Origin of the sequence: Ketobacter alkanivorans (assembly GCF_002863865.1) — a bacterium.
In the GTDB taxonomy this organism is placed as follows: Bacteria; Pseudomonadota; Gammaproteobacteria; order Pseudomonadales; family Ketobacteraceae; genus Ketobacter; species Ketobacter alkanivorans.
The window spans coordinates 1,107,396-1,131,411 of sequence record NZ_CP022684.1; the positions used below are offsets into that span (position 1 = coordinate 1,107,396).

A 24,016-nucleotide genomic window follows, 5' to 3' on the forward strand; every position below is an offset into this window, starting at 1 on the left:
TTGTTTTATGTTACATCACTGAATGTAATATAAAACAATGACGGCGTACAGAGGTTTTAACAGATATTAATGTAACATTATTCGATGTTATTGATGGTTATATATAACACAACTTAAACCTGTTTACATCTAGCTCAAATTATAGACAAACATGTCTCGAGATCAAATTTCAACCTAACCTACATAGCCTACAATTCATACGGAGCGTTCACTCAGCCATTGTGCCGTCTGCGGCCAAGCCTCTGCCGGAGCGTGACTGCCGCTGAGAATACCGGTATGCCCTCCCTGACAACGAATAAAGGCTTTATCGGCGCTGCCCACCAGTTCCATCACCGGCTTACAACAGTGCTCGTTCGCCAGTTTATCGTTGCTGCCAGCCAGTGCCAGCAGGTTGGCCTTCACATCCTGCAGATACACCCGCTCCCGCCCCAGCGTCATATAACCTCGCGCTGCCTCATTCTCCAGCCAGATGCTGTACATCCAATCACGGATCACACCACCGGGATAGGCTTCCAGGTTGTCCATAAACGCACTTTGGTTCGCGTGCTGAATCACAAACTCACGATCATCCAGGTTACGAACCAAATCCACGTAGCCCTGCACACTGCTCACCGGATCGGATAATTTGAAACCAATAGCGTTAATCCAGGCTGGCGCATAGGCCGCACTGGCGGGCACTTTACGGAAATTAATACCGACGCTTTTCAGGGCACGATTCAAGGCTGCATACTGACGACCAATCTGACCGTTGGCATGGCCATCCACTGCAGTGCCCACTGTGACGATATTGCGTATCGCTGCATCCTTGCTGTAAGCCTGATAACACAGGCCGAAGCCACCCCCCATGCTCCAGCCATGCAAAGACAGATCCTGTTTTCCGCTGTGTTCACGCACCTGGGCGATAAACTCGGGCATCAGCTTGGTAATGTAGGTTGCCAGCGTGTACTTAGCGTGTTTACGGCTAGGGCTGCCCCAGTCAATCAGGTACAGATCAAACCCCTGCTGCATGAAGTACTTCACCAGGCTACGATCAGGAAACCAATCATAAATCAGCATATTGATTGCCAAGGGGGGAACAATCACCAAAGGTACCGCATGCTTGACTGGCGGCATCCCCACACGGCGGTAATGCCTCAGCTTCACCAGACCATTGTCATGGATGACGTCAAATGGCGTCTTGCCCGCAGTGATAAGGGTATGTGGTCGAAGTATCCGCTCCCCCGCGTTGGATAGAACGGTTTTCACACGACTGGAATTGATTCGCTTCAACATAATTGGGCCTCCTAAGCATGGGGGGCATAATACCCAGCGCTAGCCGTCTGTCAGTGACTAATCAGATCAATAAATGGGCTAAGGGGCCAATTGCAGAGGATGAGTGCAAAAAGGAGTCGACAAGAAATTTACGAGAAGGTCTAAAAGATATGGTGCGCCAGGAGGGACTTGAACCCCCACACCTCTCGGTACCAGAACCTAAATCTGGCGTGTCTACCAATTCCACCACTAGCGCGTAATGTTGAGAGGCGCGCATTCTACCAATTTTTAACGGGTTGTAAAATGCTTTTGCCCCAGTGTTAACTGCTTTCTATTTGCGACAGCACTGCTGACCGCTGCTCTGCCGACAAAGCCTGCCACAAGGGCAGCAATCTCTGCATAGCCAGCGGGATCTGATCTTCAATCGCTGCTACACCGTTTTCACTGAGTGTGAGCAGCAATGCGTCAATGGAGAAGTCAGTGACATCCTGCAGACCCGGCTCCCGCGCTGCGGAGGTGGACTCTACCAACGCCTGAACCTGATTCCCCCCTGCTTCCACAGCAGATCGCAGAGCTTGCTCGGCCTTCTGCAGACAGGCTTCACTTAGATCACTGCCTTTGTCGCAGGGTACATACACCCCGATCGACACACTGATCTGCAGCACTTCACCCCGCAACTTGGCTTTAAAGCCAGAAACGGTCTGACAGATTCGTTCCGCCAGCCGGGTGGCCCCTTCCGGCCCTGCAGTGGGCAGTGAAGCCGCAAAACGGGCCAGGCCCAGGCGCCCGAGGCCGTCCTCTTTGCGCACATTCTTCGTCAGCACCTTGGCCACTTGCTGAACCAGGCTGTCAGCCCCTTTGCGGCCAATTTTAAGAAACAGGTCATTAAAATTATCGATCTCCACCATCATCAACGCTATTTCGTGATTATGGCGGGCGACAAAGGAAAGGTCTTTTTGCAGGTGCTCATCAAAACTGCGTTCGTTATTCAGCCCGGTCAGGGCGTCCACGCTGGCGACTTGCTGCAAGGTTTTGGTGTTGCGCTGATAGGTGGCGTGGGCGTGGGCTCGCGCTTTCAGGTCTGTTGAATTGAAGGGCTTGGTAATAAAGTCAGTGGCACCTTGATTCAGGGCTTGTTCTTTGGCCTCGTCGTCATTCTCGGCGCCGGTCACCACTATCACCGGCAAATTACGTACACCTTCATCCTGAGAGGTGCGCACCGCTTCCAACAACTGATAGCCATTCATCTTGGGCATGTTCAAATCGGTAAACACGACCTGAATGCTGGAATCACCCAAAATCATGTCCAGACCTTGCTGGCCATCCTCCGCCACCACCACATCAAACTCAGCCCCCAGCATTTTGACGGCAGATTTACGCATTACTTTGGAATCATCAATAAGCAGAATACGAGTTTGACTTTCTGCATCGGAATCAATCGAAGTTTGAACGGCTTCAGACATGAACAGGAGGCTCCCACCGGATCGTGACATCTATTCCTTCACTATAGACAGGAATGACCCGGTCGGGAGATTAACTGGATTAGGAACTGTGTGCAGCTGTGATAATGATCACAGTTTGAGCACTTTAAGGAGTAGCCGTCCTCTGTAACAGGATGCCCATTTCTGTATTCAGCTTCTCAAGACGACCATTCACCTGACTGCGGTGAGCATCAATGGCCTTAATAGCAACCTCAACACTGGTTATGCGATCATCAAAGTCAGCGGCACTGCCCAGCACCGCCTTCAATTGCAACAGATCTTTTTTCAGGGCATCGGTGGATTTTGCCAGCACGCCACTGCTTTCCTGCATATCACTGATTTGCTTTTTCAGAGCAGTCAGCTGGTCAGCGGAGGCGCTCACTTGTTTGCTCATGCCTCCCAGAGTACCTGAGCTGGCTTTGATATCCGCTTTCAATTCGCTGACCTGCTTGGTAAGCGCCGCAATTTCGGGCTTGTTGCGCTTATTGGCCAGATCCCACAATTTACGCACCTCGCTTTCCAGCTCTTTAATGTCCGCCGTCATCTGATCACCGGACTTACTCAAGGTATTGTCACGGTTGGCCAGGTTTTTCTGCAGGCTGGATAAAGCCTGCTCTGCCGACGCCAAGGCCTGTGTGGACTGGCTGAGACTGGTCTGCAGACGCTCTACCTTGTCCCATAAATACCAACCTCCACCTGCCGTGCAAACGATCATCACAATCAGCACCGACCACAAACCACCTTGGGTCGCGGCACTGCTGGGGGATGGCTTGGGGCTGGACGCCTGGGGTGCATTTCCTTTTGACGGTTTACCACGGCTGGTTTGCCGTTGCGCCAACTCGTCTCGGGTTGGCTTCATGCTCAGATCGCCAAGAGAATCTTTTGTCATTTTGGTTTCCGACTGGTCTCACAAATTCAGGGCATTATACAAAAACGCGACTGTGCTTACCCTGTCATTGCACAGGTCGCTGGGGTATTCAGTGATTCTGGTTACGCCACCAGGTGGCAAAGGCCTCCAAGGTGTCATCAATGCATAGCGCAGGATCGTATCCCAGTTTGCGTTTGGCGCGCTCAATATTCAAGGTGAAAGAGTTGCCCATGACGGCCACCTTGTGGCGCATGAGATCAGGTTCAGTCTTGCGCCGCAATAAACGGTGCCAAGCCTCGGCGGCCGAAGCAGTTACAAAGGCTGAACCGTACGAGATCTTGCGCGTTACCGCAGGCAGCTCCAGCAGCAGCATCAACTGATTGACCATGTCCCACAGATTAACCGGCTGCGGATCGGCGACATTATACACATCGCCGCATATATCATCTCCTCCAAACACAGCACAATCCAGCCCCAACATCATATTGCTGATACTGGTCATACTGACAATGTTGCGACCCTCTCCTACCTGCCGCAAAGCCCCCTGCTGGTGAAGCCGAATCAATCGTGGAAATATGGACTGATCCCCCGGACCCACCACAAAACGAGGCCGCAGTGACAGGGTCTTCATCTGTTCGCTGCCGGCACGTAACACCCGTGTTTCTGCCTGGAACTTGGTGCGCGCATAATTATCTGCAAACCTCGGCGGCAGGAAATCTTCGGTCACGTTGAGGTGATCATTGTAATCAAAATAAATACTGGGGGAGCCCAGGTTGACAAATCGGCGTACCCCCGTGTGCTGTGCCGCCGACAACAAGTGCTCTGTGGTGACTACATTAGACTGAAAATAATCAACGTAGCCCCCCCAGATACCTGACTTGGCTGCACAGTGCACAACCACATCGACATCTTTGCAGATCAACTTCACAAAGGGCTCATCCTGCAAATCACCGCGATAATAATGAACCCCTGTGCTTCGGGCCAGCTCATTACCCTTCTCCAGATTGCGCCCGGTAAAACACAACTTCACGTCAGGATGGGTCTGACACAAATGCCGCACATAATGCTCGCCAATAAAACCGGTTCCGCCGGTGATCAACACTTTCATAAGCGTGCGCCCGACATAAAGGAGAGCAATACAGACATGGTTCTCTGGTGATTCGGCATAAAGGGCAGAAAATCGAAAATAGGACGCACATGCCCGTAACCCGGCAATGGGTGAAGCACCGCCTTCTGACCGACCGACGCGGCCGCCTGCAACATCTGCTGCGCGTTCTTTATGCCAATCACCCCATCTTTATCGCCATGCAACATGAGTATGGGCACCTTTTTATCACCCACGTAATTGATTGGCTTCACTGATTCAAATCCTGGCTCTGCACTGGAAAATATATCCGAATACACCGGCGAGGTTTCCGGGCGAAACCGATACACACCAGACAGCCCAATGACACCGGCAACACTGGTTTCATCCAGCATCGCCAGGGCGCGATAGCGCTCATCCAATGCCATCAGGCAGGCAATATGAGCCCCGGCAGAATGCCCCATTAAATAGATAGGTGCATCGGCAAAACCATAACGCAACCCATCGCGGCGCAGCCAGGACACAGCATGAGCGACATCTTCAACAAACAGAGGATAGCGAACTTCAGGGTATAAACGATAACCAACCACAGCACAAGTGATGCCGTAAGCCGCCATGGCAGCCCCCAAATAAGCGTACTCATCCTTACTGCCAGAACGCCACCCACCGCCATGCAGAAAGACCACCTGGGTGCCACGGAACCCCTCTTTGGGCAAGAATATATCCAATACCTGGCCCGCTTCCCGCCCGTAATGCAGATTCTTTATGGCTTTACCGGGCTTATGCCCTGCCAGTTTCAAACCTGCAAACACACCCTTGCGAACACCCGCCTGAACCTGTTCCAGTCGTTTTTTGATCATTGCGTATTCGTTGCCAATCCAAGCCATTCCCGGGTCAGGGCTGACCGTCAAATACAACGTTTTTTCCTTCTTTATATTGAGGCGTTAGCAGTCTTAGCTTTTTGTCATCCGTCACGCTATAAGGAATAAACACCGACAGCGCATCGGGGTGAATATGATTCAACTCTACCCGAATCCCTGCCTGCGAAAAACCGTTATCCTCCCGCGTTGCCATATAATCCATAAAAAACGCAGCCCCCCGTATGCGGCGTTCTTTAGCTAACTGGCGAGTCTTTTGCACCATCGCCTGCACCGCTTGCTCAGGGCTATCCACCCGCAAAGAGGCTGGCGTGCCAATCAGCCGCACTTCGTTATCATGGCCGATCATCGTCACAAAGGGGTAGAAAGTGCCTTCTGTCACCAGTTCTTGTGCCAGCATTTTTACACCTTCATCCATCAGCCGTTGCAGCTCTTTCCTGGCAGCAGTAGAAGACACCGGTGGCCGACTCACCCCTCCCGGAGACACAACCGCCTCCTCTGGCGTGGATTGCAGCGCTTTTGTAGCAGGCACGACCTCCTCTGCCTGCGCAGACAGGCTGCTACCGAGAGAAACAACCGCAAACAACATGTATAGGTAAGGCTTCAAGACATAACCCCCCGATAAATAAAAGTAAAAACCCTCAGCAACCCTTTGACTTTGCGACTGGTTATAATTGATACTCTTCCTAATAACTCTAGAATAATAAACGGCCACTCGACTTGGAAGCGATCCATGCAGGGTAAACTGAACAGCCGACTTTCCAACAAACTCTTTTTCGCCGTAATGGGCACCGCCCTGCTCATGGGCCTTCTCCTCAGTATCGTACAAATCATGCTGGATGCACGCCAGGCCCGCAAAGGTTTGGAGCAAGAAGCACAGCAGGTTCTGGCCATGATGAAAGAACCCGCCACCCAAGCTGCATTCAATGAAGACTCAGAACTGGCCAAGCAAGTGGTTCAAGGACTGTTCAGAAACAACGCCGTGTTCTATGCCGCTGTATCCATTCCGGAAAAACCACCACTGGCCTCCGAATTCCGCAACAAGCACAGCATCCCTTATCGCTCATTGGTATCGTCCATCTTTGGGCAAGAACTTAGCTACACATTGGAGCTGCGTGGCATTACGTCGGATAGCGAGAGCCGGATGTACGGCAACCTTGAGGTCAGCCTCGACCCCTCAGGTGCAGCAGATGCATTTATCGAACGCAGTAAGACCGTTATTGTAACCGGGTTGGCACAAGCCATTGTGTTCGGTTCTGTGCTTTATCTGATATTTCAAGGCTTGATCGCCCGCCCCATGACATCGCTCCTCAGTTCTCTGGAAGAAATCGACCCCATGCGCCCCGCCCAGAATCAACTGGATGCTCCCCGTGGCCATGAAGACGACGAGCTGGGAGCCTGGGTGCAAAAAATAAATGACTTATTCAAGGCCATCGAAAAATACAACAGTAAGCGTCGGGTAGCAGAAGCCCACGTCGAGCGACTGAGCAATTACGATATGCTAACGGAATTGCCAAATCGTAATATGCTGTTGCGACGCATAGAACAATCGGTTCAGGACGCCAACAACCAAGACGACATGTTCGCCGTTCTTTACTGCGCACTGGACGACTTCAAATCCGTAAACCTGCTGCATTCCTATCATGCCGGCGACAAACTGTTATTAACCCTGGCCGATCGATTTCGCGCTGACCTTGATCCATCCCATACCATCGCCCGCGTGGGCGGCGATGTATTTGCGATGGTATTGCCGAATTTAAGCAACCACTATCAGGCGGCAGATGTCGCCCAAAAAGTACTGGATAGCGTCCGCCGCCCATTCCGTTTGGACAATCACAGCATCAGCCTGTCTGCCACCATTGGCATCACCATCTATCCCCATGATGCAGCCACGGCAGATCAATTACTGAAAAACGCTGAGAACGTCATGCAGTTGGCAAAATCACAGGGGGGCAACAGTTACCAGTTTTACGTAGCCAACGTAGATCAGCGCATTCGCGAAACCAAGGTACTGGAACGGCAACTGGCCACTGCGGTAGAAGACAACCAATTGCAACTGGTCTTTCAACCCCAGGTCAATTTGGTTACCGGGGAAATCCGTGGCGCAGAAGCCCTGGTACGCTGGCATCACCCCGAACGAGGCATGGTGTCACCGGTGGAGTTCATTCCCTTGGCTGAACGCACCGGAGCCATTGTCGCCATCGGCGAATGGGTGCTGAAGAATTCCTGCCATGCGCTACGTCGCTGGCTGGAGGCCGGGTTCCATAATATGACCATCTCCGTCAACGTCAGCGCCATCCAGCTGCACCAATCCGATCTGGTGGGCATGGTGAAACGTCTGGTCACAGAAACCGGTATCCCGCCCCATCATTTGATGCTGGAAATCACAGAAACGGCGGTTATGGAGAACGTAGACCTGGCCATCCGCCTGCTAAAACAGATGAAAGAGATTGGCGTACAACTGGCCATCGATGATTTTGGAACCGGTTACTCATCCCTGAGCTACCTGAAGAAAATGCCCATGGACGAAGTAAAAATCGATCGCGCTTTTGTGCAGGACATGCTGGAAGACCCAGACAACGGCACCATCGTGGACGCCATTATCCAACTGGGCCACAGCCTGGGGCTTTCTGTCATCGCTGAAGGCACCGAGACTCTGGATCAGATCAAGTATTTGCAGGAATGTGAATGCGATGTCGCGCAAGGCTACTACTACAGCCAACCCATTCGCGAAGATTCCTTCCTGACCTTCCTCAGCAATCAACGCACCCAAATCAAAAACGCCACACAACGGGCAGCTAAAGCCACACAACCCCTACTGAATAAATCCAGCTGATACTCTCTTCGAAGCTACTCCATTTGGAGTATCTGGTCATTCGCACCGGGGCACATTTACCGTTAAAATGGCCCACTTTTACAAATACACCCAGACCAACTAGAAAACTTAGGATCAGATGATGAGCGAAGACGCAGTTGTTATTGTAAACGGTGCCCGAACCCCCATGGGAGGCTTCCAAGGAGCCCTTTCCGCAGTAACCGCCACAGAGCTGGGTGCCATCAGCATCCGCGAAGCGGTCACCCGGGCCGGAATCGCCCCAGAAGACGTGCAGGAAGTGATTATGGGCTGCGTACTGCCTGCAGGCCTCAAACAGGGGCCAGCCCGACAAGCAGCGCTGGACGCAGGCCTGCCCACCGCAACCGGCTGCACCACCATCAATAAACTGTGTGGCTCCGGCATGAAAGCCACCATGCTGGCCCATGACCTGATCAAAGCCGGCACCAACGACATCATGGTAAGCGGTGGTATGGAAAGCATGTCCAACGCACCCTACGTAATGGAAAAAGCCCGTAGCGGCCTGCGCATGGGTCACGGTGAAATCAAGGATCATATGTTTCTGGACGGCCTGGAAGACGCCAAAACCGGTCGTTTGATGGGGTCATTCGCGCAAGAAGTAGCCGACAAAGAAGGCCTGAGCCGCGAAGCAATGGATGAGTTCGCCATCACGTCATTACAACGGGCGCAACAGGCTATCGCCAATGGCTCCTTTAAGGACGAAATTGTCCCGGTCACTATTACTACCCGTAAAGGTGAAGTGGTTGTGTCTGAAGACGAGCAGCCCGGCAACGCCAACCCGGAAAAAATACCGACATTGCGTGCAGCATTTGCCAAAGATGGCACCATCACTGCCGCAAACGCCAGCTCCATCTCCGATGGCGCATCTGCCCTGGTACTGATGCGTGAATCCGTTGCCAAAGAAAAAGGATTACAACCTCTGGCGCGCATAGTGGGTCACTCCACTCAGTCTCAGCACCCATCCGAATTCACAATCGCACCCGTTGGCTCGCTGGAAAAACTGTTCGCAAAAACTGGTTGGAGCGCAGCAGAAGTAGACCTGTTTGAAATCAACGAAGCGTTTGCGATGGTCACCATGCTGGCTATGCAGAAGCACAATATTCCTCATGAAAAGGTCAACGTTCATGGCGGTGCCTGCGCATTGGGCCACCCCATTGGTTCAACCGGTTCACGTATTATTCTGAGCCTGATTCATGCCCTCAAACAAAGAGGCGGCAAACGCGGTGTTGCATCGCTGTGCATCGGTGGCGGCGAAGCTACATCGATGGCCATCGAATTAATCTAAGTGCCTCAAAGGGGCGTTTGAAAAAACGCCTCTTCACCTTCCTTTTTTGCCTAAAAAACCCTCCGTTCTGACATACCTTTTTACACTTTTACAAATGGTTTCACTTTATCGCAACTATTATGACCAAGCGGTCTAGCGGTTAGGAATCCACTCCCTACAATGAAGCAGCTATATTCATTGCATCAATCACGGAGTCCATATCTTGAAAGCGTTACCTTTGATCATTGGATTTGGAGGAGTGAATGCGGCCGGGCGCGCCTCGTTTCATCATGGCTATCAACGCATGGTTTTTGAATGCCTGAACGAAACGGCACAACAAGAATGCCTGCAAAGCCTGTCAGTGCTGATGAAAAACGGCGAGAACAAAATCCTTTCCCAACACGACATTCTGGCCGGCACACTGATTCGCAAGATAGAAAAAAACCATTTCGATGTAGAACGTGTCACTTTGCAAAAACCGGTTAAGTTAAATGGTAAAGAAGACACCCTCAGCTTCACAGTGAAGAAAAAAGATTTACCAAACCGCATTCCCAGTAACTGGCAGGTTGAGATCAACGGCGGCGATGCCAACATCACCTGCACCGGCGGAGCTGATTTATTAATACCAGACTCGCAGCCTTACCCCGTACAAGCGGCAGGACAAATACCATCCGGCTTCAACCCGGGCGATGCTTACAGTTCTCGCAATCATCCCCGCGGCTTGCAACTTGCCATGTTCGCTGTTTCCGATGCACTGCGTTCCAGCGGGTTGGATTGGTCGACCATTCAACAAAAGGTCGACCCACAACACATCAGCGTATATGCCAGTAGCGCCATGGGGCAACTGGATGAACTTGGCACCGGCGGCATGCTGCGCAGCAGTCTTCAGGGTAAACGAGTCAGTTCAAAGCAATGCCCGATGGGATTCGCCGATATGACTGCCAATTTTGTCAACGCTTACGTACTTGGCAATGTTGGCAATACCGGCGGTATGGTGGGTGCCTGCGCGACGTTTCTGTACAACCTGCAAATGGCCGTACAGGATATTCAAAGCGGCCGCGCGCAGATCGCCGTAGTCGGAGCCAGTGAAGCGCCTATTCTTCCTGAAGTAATGGAAGGCTATCGAGCCATGAGCGCATTGGCAGAGGATGAAGGACTGCGCAAACTCGACGGCACGGACCAAACCGCCGATCACCGCCGTGCCTGCCGCCCATTTGCAAACAACTGCGGCTTTACCATTGCAGAATCATCCCAATTTCTGGTGCTGTGCAACGATAAACTGGCCCTTGAGCTGGGTGCACACATCTATGCCGCTGTTCCTAACGTATTTGTACACGCTGATGGCATCAAGCGCTCAATCTCCGCTCCCGGAATAGGCAATTATCTGACTGTGGGCCGAGCGCTGGATTGCATGGATCAGGCACTGAACCGTCAAGGCAGCCGTGGCCACAGTTTTGCTATGGCGCATGGCACCGGCACGCCCCAGAATCGCGTGACTGAATCGCATATACTGGATTCGCTGGCGCAAGCCTTTAATATGCAACAGTGGCCAGTCGCAGCGGTTAAATGTTTTCTGGGGCATTCAATCGGTGTCGCAGGTGGTGATCAAATTGCTGCCGCCCTGGGTGTATTCCAACACGGCATTCTGCCAGGCATCACCACTGTTGATACCTTCGCTGACGATGTACACCAAAGCCATATCGCCTTAAGCAACCAACACCGTGAATTCGGCCAGAATCATTTTGGTGGGGCTCTGATCAACGCAAAAGGATTTGGAGGCAACAACGCCAGCGCCGTATTGCTGTCACCTCGCTGGAGCTGTGACTTTTTGCAGCAGCGTTACGGCAAACAACATTGGACAGCGTATCAAAACAGCTTGGAAACCACCCAAACCGCACAGCTGAAATACCATGATGATGTTCTGACAAAAATACCAGAGTCTATATATCGGTTCGGCGAACCTGAGATAAAAGGGGAAGAACTGAACCTGTCCCGTGACAACATCCACATCCCAGGATACCTTGACGTAACGCTGAAAGGCGATTTCCCCTATTAGTTTATTCAGCCTCCAACGTCAGTAGCGTCGAATACAGTTCCTTGCATACAGGGCGTTGGTTATATAACTAACGCCCTATATCCAACTGAGTTATTAACGCCTCACCGACACGAATTAATTCTGAGCATTTAATTGGTCAGCACAAAAATATAAAGCCCTTAAACATCAATCTATTACGCCTGTCTTTACAAAACCCACACAGTCTTTCGTTGTTTCCAATTCGGAAAAGCACAATAAATACATTATATTTTGATTAACACCTATCACATTACGAATAGATAGTTGCGATCCAACCATCTATTCAACACCGGAAAAACAACGAGTGTTATCCCACTCTCGTTTGGAAGGAGATGTATATGTTCGACATAATCGAGCAGGCGCACTTAGGCGAACTGCACTTCAAATCTGATCCCTCCACCGGGCTCAAGTCAATCATTGCCATACACAACACCAAGCTGGGAGCTGCGCTGGGCGGCTGTCGCTGCATTGAATACGACTGCGATGAAGACGCCATAAAAGACGTTATTCGCCTTGCTCGTGGCATGAGTTACAAGGCTGCGCTGGCCAAAGTTCCGCAAGGCGGCGGCAAAGCAGTCATTCTGAAGCCCTCTGGACACTTTGATCGCAAAGCGCTTTATCAGAGCTTTGGTAAATTCGTAAATGAATTGGGTGGCCGATACATTACCGCCGTCGACAGCGGTACGACTTTACAGGATATGGATGAAGTGGGCCGGGTCACTCCACATGTCTCTGGCAGCTTGAGTGACGGCCTTGATCCATCCCCCAACACAGCTCTTGGTGTGCTGGCAGGAATCAAAGCAGCCGCACTCCATCGCTATGGCAATTCAAAACTGAAAGGTTTAACCGTAGCCATACAAGGCGTCGGTAACGTTGGCTTTCATCTGGCATCATTGCTGTTCAAAGAGGGTGCGCGAATACTGGTTTCAGATGTTGATGAACACAAAGTCAAACAAGCGCGCACGGCCTTTCAGGCTGAATCCGTATCACCTCACCAATTCTTCAGCGCCCACTGCAACATTCTTGCCCCCTGTGGACTGGGTGGCGTGATTAACGAAACCACCCTACAGGAGCTGCACTGCGATATTATCGCCGGATCTGCCAACAATCAGCTCGCTGATCCTGAACACGGTCAGCAGTTGCATAACAAAGGCATTTTATATGCGCCCGACTACGTTATAAATGCCGGTGGATTAATTCAGGTATCCCTCGGCCTTCGGCACACATCTATTCAGGAAATCTCCAACAAAACCTGGGGTATCAGCGAAACCCTGTATGACATCTTTACTCGATCCAAGTCCGAAAACATACCCACATCCAGTATCGCCGATCTGATGGCTGAAGAAATTCTGTACGGACACCACGACATTCCCGAACCCTATGCCTTAGCGAAGGGAGCATGAACAATGCAGTACACCACAACCCCCTATCAACAAAAACAGTTCATTAATGAAGAGGGCCTTTGCGTCACTCCACTAACCTCGCATTTAAACAACGCCATGCTGTTGGAAAGCTATCGCGCCATGGTGATGATTCGCACGTTCGATCAGCGCGTCGTTGCTTTACAGCGTACCGGGCAAATGGGCACTTATGCATCCTGCCTCGGCCAGGAAGCCATCGGTGCTGGCATTGGTCTGGCGCTGGGGGCAGAAGATGTGTTTCTGCCCTACTACCGGGATCAGGCTACCCAATACCTCCGTGGCGTGCCCTTAGAACAACAGATGCAATACTGGGGAGGGAATGAATGGGGCAACCATTTTACAGGTGTGGCCGCCCAGGATTTCCCTAATTGTGTCCCTATTGCAACACAGGTCACCCATGCCGCCGGGGTAGCCAGCGCCATTAAAATTCGCGGAGAGAAACGTTGCGCACTGGTAACCTGCGGTGACGGAGCTACCTCTCGTGGCGATTTTTATGAAGCGATGAACCTAGCCGGCGTTTGGCAGTTACCCATGATCATGGTTGTAAATAACAATCAATGGGCCATCTCCGTACCACGCCAGATACAAACCGGCGCAACAACAATTGCCCAAAAAGCAGTTGCAGCGGGTATTGAAGGCTTTCAGGTCGATGGCAATGATGTCTGCGCTGTTTATGACGCGGTACATTACGCTGTTAAAAAAGCCCACTGTGGCAAAGGCAGTACGCTCATTGAAGCGGTCAGTTATCGACTCGGGGATCACACCACAGCAGACGATGCAACGCGCTACCGATCCCACGAAGAAGTTAACGAAGCCTGGAAGCGAGAGCCCATCAAACGATTGCAAACCTGCCTGCATCAAAAGGGTCTATGGAGTGAAAACCAGGAACAAGCATTATTGTCAGAATGCAAACAGGAAGTTGAACAATCCGTACAGGCCTATCTAAAACACGAAGAACAACCCGTGTCAGACTTGTTCGATTATCTTTTTGAGGAAACGCCATCCCATCTAGTCACGCAAAAAGAACATGTTCTGAAGAAATGGTCTATGTTGGGAGGTAAATAGCATGGGCGCACAGGAAGACATCAAAACTCTGAACGCTGATAACAACAACGTTAGCGCGAAAACCCCGCATGTAGTCACCATGATTGAAGCCATCAACCTGGCGTTACACCGTGCTATGAACAGCGATTCCAATGTAGTCGTGTTGGGTGAAGATGTGGCAACTAACGGAGGGGTTTTCCGGGCCACCGTGGGTTTGAAAGAGCAATTTGGCCACAAACGAGTCATGGACACACCACTGGCAGAAACCCTGATCGCGGGTATCAGCGTAGGAATGGCTGCACAAAAACTGAGACCTGTCGCCGAAATTCAGTTTATGGGGTTCATCTACGCCACCATGGAGCATATTGTTTCCCATGCCGCGCGCCTGCGCAACAGAACAAGAGGGCGGCTAACCTGCCCTATGGTGCTGCGTGCACCCTATGGTGGGGGCATACACGCACCGGAACATCACTCAGAAAGTACCGAAGCACTGTTTGCCCATATCCCAGGTATTCGAGTGGTGATTCCATCATCCCCAACCCGCGCCTATGGCCTTTTATTAAGTGCCATAGAAGACCCAGATCCAGTTATCTTTCTGGAACCAAAGCGTATTTACCGAATGGTAAAACAGGAAATCTATGATGATGGTGTCGGCCTGCCACTGGACACCTGCTATACCCTGAGGCAAGGCGAGGACATAACCCTTATCAGTTGGGGGGCCATGATACACGAAACACTGCAAGCCGCGACCCAGTTAAAAAAGCAAGGCATCTCAGCCGAAGTGATCGACGTGGCCACCATCAGCCCTCTGGATATCGACACACTGATCGCATCCGTGCAAAAAACCGGGCGTTGCATCATCATTCAAGAGGCAGCCAGACACTGTGGTGTTGCCGCAGAGATCAGTGCGTCGTTGCAGGAACAGGCCTTCGCCTCACTGCTCTCCCCGATCAAACGCATAACCGGCTGCGACACCCCCATGCCCTACCTGCGTCGCGAAAATCTTTACATGATCAGTAGCCAAGAAATTGTAGACGCAACGATAAAAATAATGGAGGCCCCATGAAGTACTTCAAACTACCGGATCTGGGAGAAGGCTTACAAGAGGCCGAAATAGTAGAGTGGCATATAAAGCCTGGGGATACTGTGACCACCGGGCAAACTATTCTCTCGGTTGAGACCGCCAAGGCAATCGTGGATATCCCAGCGCCACAGGATGGCATCATCGCCGCCTGCTTTGGAGACGAAGGCGATCTCATTCATACAGGCGAGCCACTATTGGAGTTTCAGGGAGAGAACCAGGAAGACACAGGAACCGTGGTCGGTAAAATGGAATCCGCCTGCGATCAGTCAGAACGGGAGCAGTTTGTTATTGGCAGCCCCTATCGGCCCGGCCCAAATGTACCTTTGGCCACGCCTGCTATTCGAGCACTGGCTAGACGGCTGAACGTAGACCTGAACCACATCAGCGGTACTGGCAATCATCACATGATCACCGGCGACGATGTGGAAAAAGCAGCTCGCCTGACCCACGATCTGGGTGAAGCTCAGGCACTGAAAGGCGTACGCCGCAGCATGGCACGCAACATGGCTATCGCTCATGCCGAAGTGGTAAAGGTCACCATCAATGACGACACAGACATACACCACTGGCACAAAGAGGAAGACATCACCCTGCGTCTGGTTCGTGCGATTGCCAGCGCATGCCAGCAAGAACCCAACCTCAATGCCTGGTACGACAGCGATAACAACACTTTCAGAGTCATCGATAAAGTTGATCTGGGTATCGCAGTAGATACTCCCGACGGCCTGTTTGTACCAGTACTACGAAACGTATGCCAACGGGAACCGGAAGATATACGACAGGGTTTGGATCATATCAGGAAAGACGTAAAAGACCGCACCATACCGCCACAAGAAATGGCCGGTGCCACCATCACCCTTTCAAATTATGGCACGATCGCCGGTCGCTACGGCAACCCGATCATAATGCCTCCAATGGTAGCTATATTGGGGGCGGGCAAGATTTACAAAAACGTAGTAGAGACCGCAACAGGATTTGCCAGCCATCGCTTCTTACCGCTGAGTTTGAGTTTTGATCATCGAGTGATAACAGGAGGCGAGGCTGCACGCTTTTTACGAGCGGTTATGGATGACGTGGCGTTGCCGGTATAAACACCTCAATATCGTCAATAGGATATGGCTTGGAGATACCGTAACCTTGCGCATAATCGACTCCCATACGGCGCAGCATGTCGGTTATCTCCTCGCTTTCGACAAATTCCGCGATGGTTTTCTTTCCCATTACATGACCAATTCGGTTAATTGACTCCACCATGGCGCAATCAATATCACTGGCAACCATATCCTTAACAAATACCCCATCGATCTTTAGATAATCCACCGGGAGACTCTTCAAATAACCGTACGAGGAAAAACCACTGCCAAAATCATCCAACGAGAAGCTACAACCAATTGCGCGAAACTCTTCAATAAACTTCAAAGTAGTAGAAAGGTTCGTAACCGCAATGGTTTCCGTAATCTCAAAACAAATTTTGTTGGGCGCTATACCATAACGCTCGAACTGCTCTCGCAAAAAAGCCGGGAACTCATTATCCCCCAACGTTAAACCGGAAAGGTTCACAGACACATCGGCCACGCCACTGAGTTTTTTTGGATTATTCTCCATCCACTTAAATAGATTCTGAACCACCCAGCGATCGACTTGAGGCATCAAGTTATAACGTTCGGCTGCCGGCAGAAAGGTGCCTGGGTATACTATTCCATTATCATAATTCAACCGCAGCAGAACCTCATAACTCTTACCCACAAAAGGATCAGCAGTGACTGCGACAATAGGCTGCACATACAACATAAAACTATCGTGCTCGATGGCGTCGGAAATGCGTGCTGCCCATTGCATATGGGTTTGATGGGAAGCCAGATGGACATCCTCAGGGTCATATACATGCACCCGATTACGCCCGGAATTCTTTGCGGTATGGCAAGCAGCATCAGCCAGGTTAATCACTTCCTTAACCGAGTCCATTTCCCGTTTAATAGTGACGAGGCCGACACTTCCAGCCATGTTGAACATGCTTCCATCCCACTCAAAGCGCATGCTCTGGATCTGATGACGAATCTTCTGAGCCACCATAATTGCGTTATCTTCGGCACAGTTCGTTAGAAGAATCCCGAATTCATCTCCACCAAGACGCGCCAGTACATCGCCACCCCGTGTTAACTGACGCAGCAATACGGTTACCTGCCTCAACAACTCATCACCTGCCACATGCCCACATGTATCATTAATCAGTTTAAACTGATCAAGATCCAGCAATAGCAGCGTATGATGTTCACTTTGATGGTGCACTTCCTCAAGCGCCTGATGCAACCGGCTTTCGAATTCTCTTCGATTCACCAACCCAGTAAGCGGGTCATGGCGCGACAGAAACATCAGTTGCTCTTCGTTTCTTTTACGCTGAGTAATGTCGGAAACGAAGCCTTCCACCATCGCATCGTTGCCCCACTGGGCACCTGCGACTACTTTGGCAGACACTGACAACCAGCAAACCTGACCGTCCCGACGCAGCCCTCTCAGCTCAAACTGGTGTACTCTGCCTTTCTCCATAATATTGCGAATAAGCGAATTGTAATCCACCTCATTCAGGAATTCGGTAATTTCCTTTTGCGAAAATGCTGTCATCAGCTCAGCTGGATTGGCGTAACCCAGCATGGATGCCAACGAGGGATTCACCGAGATCAAACGCCCGTCCAAATCACTTTGATAAATACCTTCGGCTGCATTTTCATACAGAGAACGATAGCGTTCCAAATTTTGTATTGATTGCCTTTGGGCTTCCAGTTTTTCCCTGCGTTCAATATTGATGCTATCGGCCAGCGCCATCGAGAACAGCACAACTTCCAATGCCACTCCAATCTGCAACATATACTCTGTGAGCTCATTTACGGGTATCCAGCCCATACGAGTAAGCGTAAGGACAAAGGCTCCAAAAAAATATACAAACCACCCACCCACAAAATATCGCGCGCGACGTTCACCTTTATACAAAAGATAAACACCAACAGACATACAGGTAATTAATGTCGGCAACACCAGAAACGTTACCAGCTGAATAGACACATTGTATGACAGCACCACTGAAAGTGATGATAACAACAACGCCACTGATATCAGCAGGGCCAAGGCATAACTTGCCGCTGGCAAGCGCTTTGGCAAATTAAGAAAGGTTAGCGTGAACATACAATGAAATACTACGCTGAATGCCAGAAACAGAATCAAACTGATCTGGTGCCACTCCTTTAGTTGTGGCCACAGATATTGATAAGCTAATCCTTCTATTGAAAGCTGGAACAATAAGATCGAGACGCCGTACCCTACGTAATAAAGGTAACTTTGATCCCGCACTACCACATAAATAAAGAGATTGTAGAGAACCATCACCAGCATGATGCCGATAAAGCCGCCTTTCAGCAAAAGCGTACTCTGCTCCTGAGCCCAGAAGGCATCCTGTCGCCACAACCGCACCGGCACCAATACAGACCCCTCGCTGCGCACCCTCAAGATGACTCGCAGATCTTCAAACTGCTCATCCGGCAAGGCCAGCACATAATCCCTATGCCAAAACGGACGCTGCATAAAGGGTCGCTGATCACCCGTAATCACATGGCTTACGACTTGTTCACCACTTACAAAGAACACGTCCAACTCATCCAACAGAGGAAAGTCAACGACTAACAGGTAGTCTGAGCCTCGCGCAAAATTAGGAATAGATGCACTTAGCCAAATGGTGCTCTGTACAAAACCAAGGTTAAGAGAGGGCTCCGTTAGCGGGCTCCATTCCTGACCCAAACGGGAGGTAAGAAGGTCATCAATTAGCAAACGGCCAGAACCATCCACCAATACTGAAATAGACAAGTCCAGTGGATCATCTTGCTGATTGGCGGCTACGTGTGAAACACCAGAAAAGCCTGTGGCAGCCTGCAATACCGTAGCAAAAAGGCTAAACACCGACACAACCAGACAGGCAAGCGTGGCTTTCAGGGTTAGCGGGTTGCTGTGCCGGTTACAGGTCATGAAATACGAATCACAGGGTTTGGAGGCATTTACTTTTTCGTACTCAGCGAATGCAAATCAGTCATTTTCTAAGCATAGACCAGAACATTGCCGCCAGCAGGCTCCGAACCTGCATTAACATTTAGATAGATGATGTTAGGATTTAATTGCTGCCAAAAACACTCTGATTCTGTCAGCGTTTTTTCCTAGATCACTTTTGCCCACTCGACTGACGGAACGAACATCCACCCGGGAGCCTCCTTCAGGGCTCGCTTGGATGCGCACCGTAATATCGTCGACAAAGCCAAACCAAAAAGTACGGTCCGTCGCTTCCAGAATCCCTGCCTGCTCATTTACCGCTTCAACCCGCCAGCCCAACTCAGTGGCTACGAATACAGCCTTCTGTAAAATGGACGCGGCCGATTGCGCCAGAACCAACCCCTGAACATCTGGGTAATGCTCCGATTGCAGCGCTTTCACATCGGCAGCACCCTGTAGAGGATTAGCGCTGTCCGGCCGGACATTGGAGATAGCCGCTATCGCTGGAGGCTGACCCCAATCAGTAGAGACATCATAGATAACGGGCGATTGACTGGCTTTAAGACCAAAATGAAAAACCGTCGCAACGGGCACCACTAACACCAACACAACCAGAATCGCGCGATGCACCGCGGCCTGCTCTTGACGCCTGATGGCAGACAACAAGCACACACCCGCCAACCCCATGATGATCGCTGCCGTCAGAGCTGCTCCTGCCATCAACGGCAATGCCACTAAGACTCCCCACAGATCAAACCGAACCCCCAACGCCAACAGAGGGAATGACCAAGCAACAATAATGGAAACCACCACTAACACGGGAAGCAACCTAAACAGTTTCTGCATTTGAACACACCTTCCTTACATTCAGCCCGGAGTCATTAACTTCGCTGCACAACCACATGGTAATAACGCCCAAGGGAACGATATGGCTCCTCCCGCGAAAAACGCTTTTCCAGTGTAATGATGTCCTGCTCAGAGCGGCGATCACGAATCTCTTTGTGCATGTAATCGTGAAACACCCTTATACCGCTTTTGCACAGCACTGTCATACCCTGCTCTTTTAGAAAGCCTAGCACCTGTTCCGGCAACAATGGATTGATCGGCGTAAGCCCTTGCCCGTTGCCACGCAATTTACCGTCAACAACCCGATCGAAGTAACCTCTGACCAGACTGCGAAACACGGTGGAATGCTGATTGTAAAACATCAACGAAAGATATCCGCCACCGCCCATTTGCCCTAATAAACTAAGGACTAGAGCCTGCCAGTCTATCACCCACTCCAGCACTGCATGACATAGCACCAGATCATAGGGCTGCTGAGGCTCAGGCAACGCCTGAATTGTACTGTGAATGTATTCAAATGCGTGATCAAGGCCCTCCTCTGCTGCACCTTGGCGAGCACTCTCAAGCATTACCGCTGAATGGTCACACAGCGTCACCTGATGCCCTTGGCGGGCCAAAATACGGGCAAACTGCCCCTGACCACCACCAGCATCCAGAATGCTCAATGGCGCTTGCAACCGCTGACCCAGGGTCTCATCCAGATCTCGCTCCAGCAGGGCCAAACGGACCTTCCCCTTGGTACCACTGTATATTTTCTGAGTAAACCGATGGGAAAGCTCATCAAAATTCTGATCTGTTGCCATATATCTCCAGGCCCGATGTGATTACGAATAAAACTAGGGAGCAAAGCAGCTATTGAGTGGGTCATTGTCAAAAAGTGACCTACAGAAGGTGACCCTCAATGTCACAATCAGACATAAGTGATACCGGGTTCACAGTTCCTGAGTACAACTCACGTCAGTTTTTGACACTCTTAACACTTTTGATTTTTGCCACTACTCAGGTAGTGTCGAATCATTTTACACTTACCTCAACAAGCACAACCAAGAAGAACAATAATTGCCCAAGGGCATCAATATCCAAACTGATTTAATGACAGCAATACAAATCCGTTTGGGGGGAAGCATCAGGCGTATCGATTGTAGGATTTTTGAGGTTACCCGGCATGTTAAAATTGATTCAAACCCACATGAAAAAGAAGCGGATTCAGGCCAAGGCTTCTGTTCCTAAGCAGGTGGTCATGGTGAACAAAGAAGATATTCAGCGCAAGCTGGCAGCTTATAAGCCTGTTGATAGCGGCAAGAAAGCCAATTTTCAAGGCCCCAGCTTGAACCGCAAAGAGCTTGAGGGCGCAGTGTAAGTACCTGTTGGACAACCCAACGGCAATCACCGCTCCCATCAATCGGGTATCTGATGGGAGCGAGCGTTGTAACCGTCTACCAAGCCTTCTCTAAAACAGCCTTCGCATCATCCAGATCGACTTCCACCGGATTGAAAATAATCGATCCATCATCCAAAGCCATCTCAGCCAATCGCGCCAATTGATCTTTGGTTACCTTGCCGGTTTCTGACAAGGTTCGGGGCAATTTGCATCGTCGATACAGCTCATCGCGGATTTCACGAATAGTATTGATAGCCGCACGGCCTCGTTCGCCAGCCGGGGTTTTAGCGTATACGTCCGCTCCGGCCAGAGGCAGCAATAGCTCACCGATAATATCGCCCCTCTCTTCCAGGTTGTATTCCAGCACATAAGGCAGGAACAGGTTCATACACAGGCCGTGGGGTAAATGGCACAGAGCCCCCAATGAATGCCCCAGCGAGTGCACCAGGCCAACCATAGAATTGGAGAAAGCAATGCCCGCCATGGTGGACGCCTGAGCTAGCTCTAAACGAGCATCGGCATCGTCCGGCGCGTTCAGCACCTTAATCAAATTCTGACTGATTTTCGTGATCGCAGACACGGCGTAGGCATCACTGATTGGGTTTTTACCCATGCAAGTGAACGCCTCGATCGCATGGGTCATGGCATCCATGGCGGTCATCGCAGTAATGTGGGCAGGCAATGTCAGCGTCATGCGCGGATCTAAAATCGCAGCATTGGGCAACAGGAAATAGGAGGTAAACGGCAACTTAACCCCTTTCTCTACATCTGAAATAACGGCCACAAGCGTTACCTCAGAACCCGTACCCGCAGTTGTGGGTACAACGAAGAAAGGCTTCAAAGGCTTGGTCAAAACACCAACCCCTGAGAACTGGGATAGATCTTCACCATCCTCCGACACCAGAATGTTAACTCCCTTGCTGGTATCGATAACGGAGCCACCGCCAACAGCGATAATGGAATCACAACCACTGTCTCGATAGAGCTTGGCAATGTTTTTTACCACAGTGGTGGAGGAATCTGGTGGTACATCATCGAAAATCTCTACCACATCCATACCACTTTCGGCGAAAGCACCCAGCACATGATCAACCAGACCCGCGCCGCGCACCCCTTTATCCGTAATGATCATGGGGCGAGACGCCGCAAGATTGCGCAATTCAAAAGGGATGTGTTCCAGAGCCGCATTACCGGCAACGACTTTTACTGGGCAGAAAAATTCATAATAGGCTTTTGTCATTGTATTAACCCCAAACCAGGTTTTTCGCGAGACGCGTGTAAATTCGGCCGCCATCAGCCAGCTTTTCCTTCAATGAAAGCCGGGGATAACGTTTCAGCGCCCTTACTGCCACAAACTTGGGCAATATCAGGCTTTCCATACGATTAAGGCTGCGCACCAGCTTCATGGTATAAGCAATTTCGCCATCTACCAGCAAGCGATCATTCGCAAACGCCCGTGCGGTTCCCTCTTGGAATGAGAGCACTAGAAAAGCATGGTTTAGATGTTTGAACTTAAGGGAGACGTCCGGCTTGCGTGGTGCTGTTTTACCCAAGTAGCGAAGGCAACCAGAGCTGTCTTTCTGCATGACGAAACAAGGGCCGTTTGGCAAAGCGCGCATATCAAACATGAAGCCCTCAGGTAGATTTTTGACTTCATTTTGTATCTTCTCGTCCACCTGACTGGCGGCTTCCAGTCCACGGCCGATTACGTCCATCATCAACGCCACATAGGGGCGCTTAAGCGGTGCCGCGTTCAAGACGCCGCTGTTGAGCTGGTGTTGTCGATTCATAATTCACACTTCTAATGGTGCTGTATAATTAGACTACGATTAAGCCAAGTGGTTTACACCAAGGCAAGAGGTTAATGCTAATTATCTAATTGTAGGACGTCCACTAGCAGGTGCGACAAAATAGGCATGACTGATCATTCAGGCACAATTTAGCCCGAATAATAAGAAGTTATTGATTGAAATCAGGTTTTGACAGGGATCAGTAGCGCAGCCGCGCATCCAGCTGATCTACCGCCTCGCACCACTCCGAATCCTCATCTATGGCACTTTTTAGAAACTGGGATTGAGAGTCGTTCCAAAACGGAGCCTGCTCGATCGAGGTTCCATTGGATAAATCACGATGCTGGGCAATGAACTCATCAATATTCTCAGGCTCATTAGGCAGCCCCAACTGTTTGAATAAATTACACATTGAGTAGTAAACAGAATCCATCACTTGCACGCTCCTTCTCAATTTACCTTCCACTAATCCTGCACGCTCAGCGCCGGATGCGCCAGCATTCCGTTATATCGAATGAACATAAATGAGTTAAGTCTGATTGCCTTAGGCGATGAGGCAGCCCGCACCCCACTGCGATGCTGTCTTTTCGGAAACCAAGAGTGGCCAATTCAACCGCCAAAACCGCCTCTTCTGCTAATGCATCTGCAATGAGAGACCCTATAA

20 protein-coding genes and 1 tRNA gene are annotated in these 24,016 nt (G+C 50.7%); 8 read left to right on the forward strand and 13 right to left on the reverse strand.

Annotation, left to right across the window (positions count from 1 at the left end; all coding sequences use genetic code 11):
* Nucleotides 1-195: 195 nt before the first annotated feature.
* From Kalk_RS04665 to Kalk_RS04695, 7 genes are all read right to left on the reverse strand, one after another.
* Complete coding sequence (locus Kalk_RS04665; protein WP_101893092.1) at nucleotides 196-1,272, reverse strand: alpha/beta fold hydrolase; 1,077 nt, start codon at nucleotides 1,270-1,272, stop codon at nucleotides 196-198.
* A gap of 150 nt (nucleotides 1,273-1,422) precedes the next feature.
* Nucleotides 1,423-1,507, reverse strand: a tRNA-Leu gene (locus Kalk_RS04670).
* Between the two features lie 64 nt (nucleotides 1,508-1,571).
* Complete coding sequence (locus Kalk_RS04675; protein ID WP_158643302.1) at nucleotides 1,572-2,714, reverse strand: GGDEF domain-containing response regulator; 1,143 nt, start codon at nucleotides 2,712-2,714, stop codon at nucleotides 1,572-1,574.
* 124 nt (nucleotides 2,715-2,838) lie between these two features.
* On the reverse strand, nucleotides 2,839-3,621 hold the full coding sequence (locus tag Kalk_RS04680) for a hypothetical protein (RefSeq protein ID WP_101893094.1): 783 nt from the start codon (nucleotides 3,619-3,621) through the stop codon (nucleotides 2,839-2,841).
* An 88-nt stretch (nucleotides 3,622-3,709) separates the two neighbouring features.
* Entirely contained in the window at nucleotides 3,710-4,708 is a 999-nt protein-coding gene (locus tag Kalk_RS04685; protein WP_101893095.1) for an NAD-dependent epimerase/dehydratase family protein, read from the reverse strand.
* A complete protein-coding gene (locus Kalk_RS04690; protein ID WP_158643303.1) occupies nucleotides 4,705-5,544 on the reverse strand; it encodes an alpha/beta hydrolase in 840 nt (279 codons plus the stop codon). The genes Kalk_RS04685 and Kalk_RS04690 overlap by 4 nt, the downstream gene beginning before the upstream one ends.
* A gap of 34 nt (nucleotides 5,545-5,578) precedes the next feature.
* A complete protein-coding gene (locus Kalk_RS04695; protein ID WP_158643304.1) occupies nucleotides 5,579-6,169 on the reverse strand; it encodes a hypothetical protein in 591 nt (196 codons plus the stop codon).
* 126 nt (nucleotides 6,170-6,295) lie between these two features.
* Between Kalk_RS04695 and Kalk_RS04700 the strand changes: the two genes are divergently transcribed.
* The 7 genes from Kalk_RS04700 to Kalk_RS04730 all read left to right on the forward strand — a co-directional run bounded on the left by Kalk_RS04700 (nucleotide 6,296) and on the right by Kalk_RS04730 (nucleotide 16,394).
* Complete coding sequence (locus Kalk_RS04700; RefSeq protein ID WP_101893098.1) at nucleotides 6,296-8,398, forward strand: putative bifunctional diguanylate cyclase/phosphodiesterase; 2,103 nt, start codon at nucleotides 6,296-6,298, stop codon at nucleotides 8,396-8,398.
* 121 nt (nucleotides 8,399-8,519) lie between these two features.
* On the forward strand, nucleotides 8,520-9,701 hold the full coding sequence (locus tag Kalk_RS04705) for an acetyl-CoA C-acyltransferase (protein ID WP_101893099.1): 1,182 nt from the start codon (nucleotides 8,520-8,522) through the stop codon (nucleotides 9,699-9,701).
* A gap of 202 nt (nucleotides 9,702-9,903) precedes the next feature.
* Entirely contained in the window at nucleotides 9,904-11,736 is a 1,833-nt protein-coding gene (locus Kalk_RS04710) for a beta-ketoacyl synthase (protein WP_101893100.1), read from the forward strand.
* A 356-nt stretch (nucleotides 11,737-12,092) separates the two neighbouring features.
* On the forward strand, nucleotides 12,093-13,157 hold the full coding sequence (locus Kalk_RS04715; protein ID WP_101893101.1) for a Glu/Leu/Phe/Val dehydrogenase family protein: 1,065 nt from the start codon (nucleotides 12,093-12,095) through the stop codon (nucleotides 13,155-13,157).
* A 3-nt stretch (nucleotides 13,158-13,160) separates the two neighbouring features.
* A complete protein-coding gene (pdhA, locus tag Kalk_RS04720; RefSeq protein WP_101893102.1) occupies nucleotides 13,161-14,240 on the forward strand; it encodes a pyruvate dehydrogenase (acetyl-transferring) E1 component subunit alpha in 1,080 nt (359 codons plus the stop codon).
* A 79-nt stretch (nucleotides 14,241-14,319) separates the two neighbouring features.
* Nucleotides 14,320-15,285, forward strand: coding sequence for an alpha-ketoacid dehydrogenase subunit beta (locus Kalk_RS04725; protein WP_101896217.1), 966 nt, complete (start codon nucleotides 14,320-14,322; stop codon nucleotides 15,283-15,285).
* Nucleotides 15,282-16,394 carry a dihydrolipoamide acetyltransferase family protein gene (locus Kalk_RS04730; protein ID WP_101893103.1) on the forward strand — a complete coding sequence of 371 codons (1,113 nt, stop codon included), beginning with the start codon at nucleotides 15,282-15,284 and terminating at the stop codon, nucleotides 16,392-16,394. The genes Kalk_RS04725 and Kalk_RS04730 overlap by 4 nt, the downstream gene beginning before the upstream one ends.
* On the opposite strand, the gene Kalk_RS04735 is transcribed toward Kalk_RS04730, so the two are convergent.
* The 3 genes from Kalk_RS04735 to Kalk_RS04745 all read right to left on the reverse strand — a co-directional run bounded on the left by Kalk_RS04735 (nucleotide 16,366) and on the right by Kalk_RS04745 (nucleotide 20,984).
* Nucleotides 16,366-19,317: an EAL domain-containing protein gene (locus Kalk_RS04735; protein WP_101893104.1), complete on the reverse strand. Its 2,952-nt coding sequence runs from the start codon at nucleotides 19,315-19,317 to the stop codon at nucleotides 16,366-16,368. The two genes, Kalk_RS04730 and Kalk_RS04735, sit on opposite strands and share 29 nt — an antisense overlap.
* A gap of 135 nt (nucleotides 19,318-19,452) precedes the next feature.
* Nucleotides 19,453-20,181, reverse strand: coding sequence for a DUF1499 domain-containing protein (locus Kalk_RS04740; RefSeq protein WP_101893105.1), 729 nt, complete (start codon nucleotides 20,179-20,181; stop codon nucleotides 19,453-19,455).
* Nucleotides 20,182-20,216: 35 nt separating this feature from the next.
* Nucleotides 20,217-20,984, reverse strand: a complete 768-nt coding sequence (locus Kalk_RS04745; RefSeq protein ID WP_101893106.1) for a methyltransferase domain-containing protein — start codon at nucleotides 20,982-20,984, stop codon at nucleotides 20,217-20,219.
* A gap of 362 nt (nucleotides 20,985-21,346) precedes the next feature.
* On the opposite strand from Kalk_RS04745, the gene Kalk_RS04750 reads away from it, so the two are divergent.
* A complete protein-coding gene (locus Kalk_RS04750; RefSeq protein WP_101893107.1) occupies nucleotides 21,347-21,541 on the forward strand; it encodes a hypothetical protein in 195 nt (64 codons plus the stop codon).
* Nucleotides 21,542-21,617: 76 nt separating this feature from the next.
* On the opposite strand, the gene Kalk_RS04755 is transcribed toward Kalk_RS04750, so the two are convergent.
* The 3 genes from Kalk_RS04755 to Kalk_RS04765 form a co-directional block, all read right to left on the reverse strand.
* Entirely contained in the window at nucleotides 21,618-22,802 is a 1,185-nt protein-coding gene (locus Kalk_RS04755) for an iron-containing alcohol dehydrogenase (protein WP_101893108.1), read from the reverse strand.
* A 4-nt stretch (nucleotides 22,803-22,806) separates the two neighbouring features.
* Nucleotides 22,807-23,352, reverse strand: coding sequence for an SCP2 sterol-binding domain-containing protein (locus Kalk_RS04760; protein ID WP_101893109.1), 546 nt, complete (start codon nucleotides 23,350-23,352; stop codon nucleotides 22,807-22,809).
* A 199-nt stretch (nucleotides 23,353-23,551) separates the two neighbouring features.
* A complete protein-coding gene (locus Kalk_RS04765) occupies nucleotides 23,552-23,785 on the reverse strand; it encodes a DUF2789 domain-containing protein (protein WP_101893110.1) in 234 nt (77 codons plus the stop codon).
* Between the last annotated feature and the right edge of the window lie 231 nt (nucleotides 23,786-24,016).